The sequence below is a fragment of the Thioclava sp. UBA3469 genome (genome assembly GCF_002378135.1).
GTDB classification, from domain to species: domain Bacteria; phylum Pseudomonadota; class Alphaproteobacteria; order Rhodobacterales; family Rhodobacteraceae; genus Thioclava; species Thioclava sediminum.
Genome location: NZ_DFRG01000098.1, coordinates 1,419 through 4,217 on the forward strand (window position 1 = coordinate 1,419; position 2,799 = coordinate 4,217).

4 protein-coding genes are annotated in these 2,799 nt (G+C 65.0%); all 4 read left to right on the forward strand.

Translation table 11 applies throughout. From position 1 onward, the window contains the following. Positions 1-722 (forward strand): 4-hydroxybenzoate 3-monooxygenase (locus tag B3D39_RS08285; RefSeq protein WP_286789592.1); only part of this gene is annotated, 722 nt, incomplete at its 5' end. A 47-nt stretch (positions 723-769) separates the two neighbouring features. Next, positions 770-1,819, forward strand: coding sequence for a TRAP transporter substrate-binding protein (locus tag B3D39_RS08290; protein WP_083077499.1), 1,050 nt, complete (start codon positions 770-772; stop codon positions 1,817-1,819). A 20-nt stretch (positions 1,820-1,839) separates the two neighbouring features. Beyond that, positions 1,840-2,322 (forward strand): TRAP transporter small permease, encoded by a 483-nt coding sequence (locus tag B3D39_RS08295; RefSeq protein ID WP_286789593.1) that lies wholly within the window; start codon positions 1,840-1,842, stop codon positions 2,320-2,322. Beyond that, on the forward strand, positions 2,322-2,799 hold a 478-nt coding region (locus B3D39_RS08300; protein WP_286789594.1), incomplete at its 3' end, for a TRAP transporter large permease subunit. The genes B3D39_RS08295 and B3D39_RS08300, both read left to right, overlap by 1 nt.

Consider the following 2,799-nt stretch of genomic DNA (forward strand, 5'->3'; position numbering starts at 1 on the left):
CCGCCGATTTCGTGGCGGGCTGCGACGGGTTCCACGGGCCGTCGCGCAAGGCGATCCCGGAAAGCCATCGTCAGGAGTTCGAGCGCGCCTATCCGTTCGGCTGGCTCGGCCTTCTGTCGGAGACGCCGCCTGCCGCGCCCGAGCTGATCTACGCGGCCCATGATCGGGGCTTTGCGCTGTGTTCGATGCGCTCGCCCACGCTGAGCCGCTATTACGTGCAGGTCGCGCTCAGCGAGAAGCTGGAAGACTGGCCCGCCGAGCGGTTCTGGGACGAGCTGCGCACCCGCATCCCGGCCGATGTGGCCGAGACGCTGGTCACCGGCGAGCCGCTGGAGATGTCGATCGCGCCGCTGCGCAGCTTCGTCTCCGAGCCGATGCGCCACGGGCGTCTGTTCCTGGCGGGCGACAGCGCCCATATCGTGCCGCCGACCGGCGCGAAGGGCCTGAACCTCGCGGCCTCGGATGTCTATTATTTGCACCGCGCCTTCGATCGGTTCTACAACCACGGCACGTCCGAAGGGCTCGACGCCTATTCCGAGACGGCGCTGTCGCGGGTCTGGAAATGCGAGCGCTTCTCGTGGTGGATGACCTCGATGCTGCACGATTTTCCGGAAACGGGGGCGTTCGAGCGCCGGATGCAACGCGCGGAGTTCGAGTATCTCCAGATGTCGGAGACCGCACGCAAGAGCTTTGCCGAAAACTACGTGGGCCTGCCTTACTGACAGGCCGAACCGCCCCCGCGCGAGGGGCACAAAGGGAGGAAATAACGATGAAATTTACGAAACTACTGGGGCTGAGCGCCGCGGCCATGCTTTGGGCAAGCGGGAGCTTCGCACAGGAGATCACCCTCAAGCTGCACCATTTCCTTGGCGCCAAGGCGCCGGTGCAGACGCAGATGCTGGAGCCCTGGGCCAAGCGCGTCGAGGAGCTTTCGAACGGCAAGGTCAAGATCGACATTTACCCCGCGATGACACTGGGCGGCCGCCCGCCCGAGCTGGTGCAGCAGGCGCGTGACGGCGTGGTCGATCTGATCTGGACGCTCAACGGCTACACGCCCGGTCTCTTCCCGCGCACCGAGGTGTTCGAACTGCCGACCGTCTTCAACAACGACCCGGCCGCGACCAACCTCGCGATGCGCGACATGTTCGATAAGGAACTGAAGCAGGAATACGAGGACAAGGGCCTCGAAGTGATGTTCCTGCACGCCCATGCGGGCAACGGCATCCATACCGTGGATACCCCGGTTCACAGCCCCGCCGACGTGAAGGGCATGAAGCTGCGTACGCCGTCGCGCACGGGGGCTTGGGTGATCGAGGCGCTGAACGCGCAGCCGGTCGCGATGCCGGTGCCGGAACTGCCGCAGGCGCTCTCGAAGAAGGTCGTCGACGGTGCGCTGATCCCGTGGGAAATCATCCCCGCGCTGAAGCTGCAGCAGCAGACCCAGTACCAGATCGAAGGTCAGGACCATTGGCGTCTGGGCACCTCGATCTTCCAGGTGTCGATGAACAAGGCGAAATGGGACAGCCTGCCCGATGACGTCAAGGCGGCGTTCCGCAAGGCCTCCGACGAGGCGTGGCTGAAGCAGGTCGGTGATATCTGGCGCACCAGCGACAATAACGGGATCAAGGCCGCCGAAGCGGATGGCAACGAGCTGATCACGCTCTCGGCCGATGAGACCCAAGCCTTCAAGGATGCGATGCAGCCGGTCGTCACCCGTTGGGAAGACGAGGTGAAAGGCCAAGGCATCGACGGTCCGGCGCTGGTGAAAGAAGCCCGCGAGCTGACCGCTGAAGAAGAAAAGAACCTGGCGAGCCAGTAACCAACGGAGCGGCGACGATCATGCATTCTGCAACTGAGATTTTCTTGCGCAAGGCGATCTATGCCTGGGCCCTCGCCGGAGGCGGGGTGCTTGCAGCGATCGTCGCCGTAAACGTCTGGACCGTGGTGGGCGGCTTCATCGGGCTGCCCTTCGCGGGAGACTTCGAGCTGACGGAGATGGGGGTCGCCATCGCGGCCTTCATGTTCCTGCCTTACTGCCAACTCGCCGATCAGAACGTGACGGCGGACATCTTCACCTCGAAACTGAGCGCCGCCGTGCAGCGCCGCTTCTCGGCCATCGGCTCGGTGCTGGCGCTGGGCTTCGCGGCGCTTCTGCTGTGGCGGATGTATTTCGGGATGCTCGACCAGAAATCCTATTCGCTCGCCACCACGATCCTGCAGATCCCGGTCTGGTGGGCCTACCTTCCCGCGCTTGCTTCGCTGGCGCTACTTTTCATCGCCGCAGCGCTGAGCCTGCGGGACAACTGGACGGGGCGTGCCTGATGGACCCGATTACTCTCGGCCTGCTGGGCCTCGCCATTCTCGTGGGGCTCATCGTGATGCGTGTGCCCATCGCCTATGCGATGATCGTCGTGGGCGCTGGCGGCACAGCGATCATCAACGGCCCGGCGATCCTGCTGAGCCAATTGAAGACGCTCGCCTACGGCCAATTCTCGATCTATGACCTCTCGGTCGTGCCGATGTTCGTCCTGATGGGGGCGCTGGCCACCAAGACGGGCCTGTCGCGTGATATGTTCCGCGCCGCGAACGCGTGGTTCGGCTGGATGCGCGGCGGCACCGCGATGGCCTCGATCGCCGCCTGCGCGGGCTTCGGCGCGGTCTGCGGGTCTTCGCTCGCCACGGCCTCGACGATGGGCAAGGTCGCCCTGCCGGAGCTGGAGCGCTACAACTACTCGCCGGCGCTCGCGACCGGTTCGGTCGCCGCTGGCGGCGTGCTGGGCATCCTGATCCCGCCCTCGG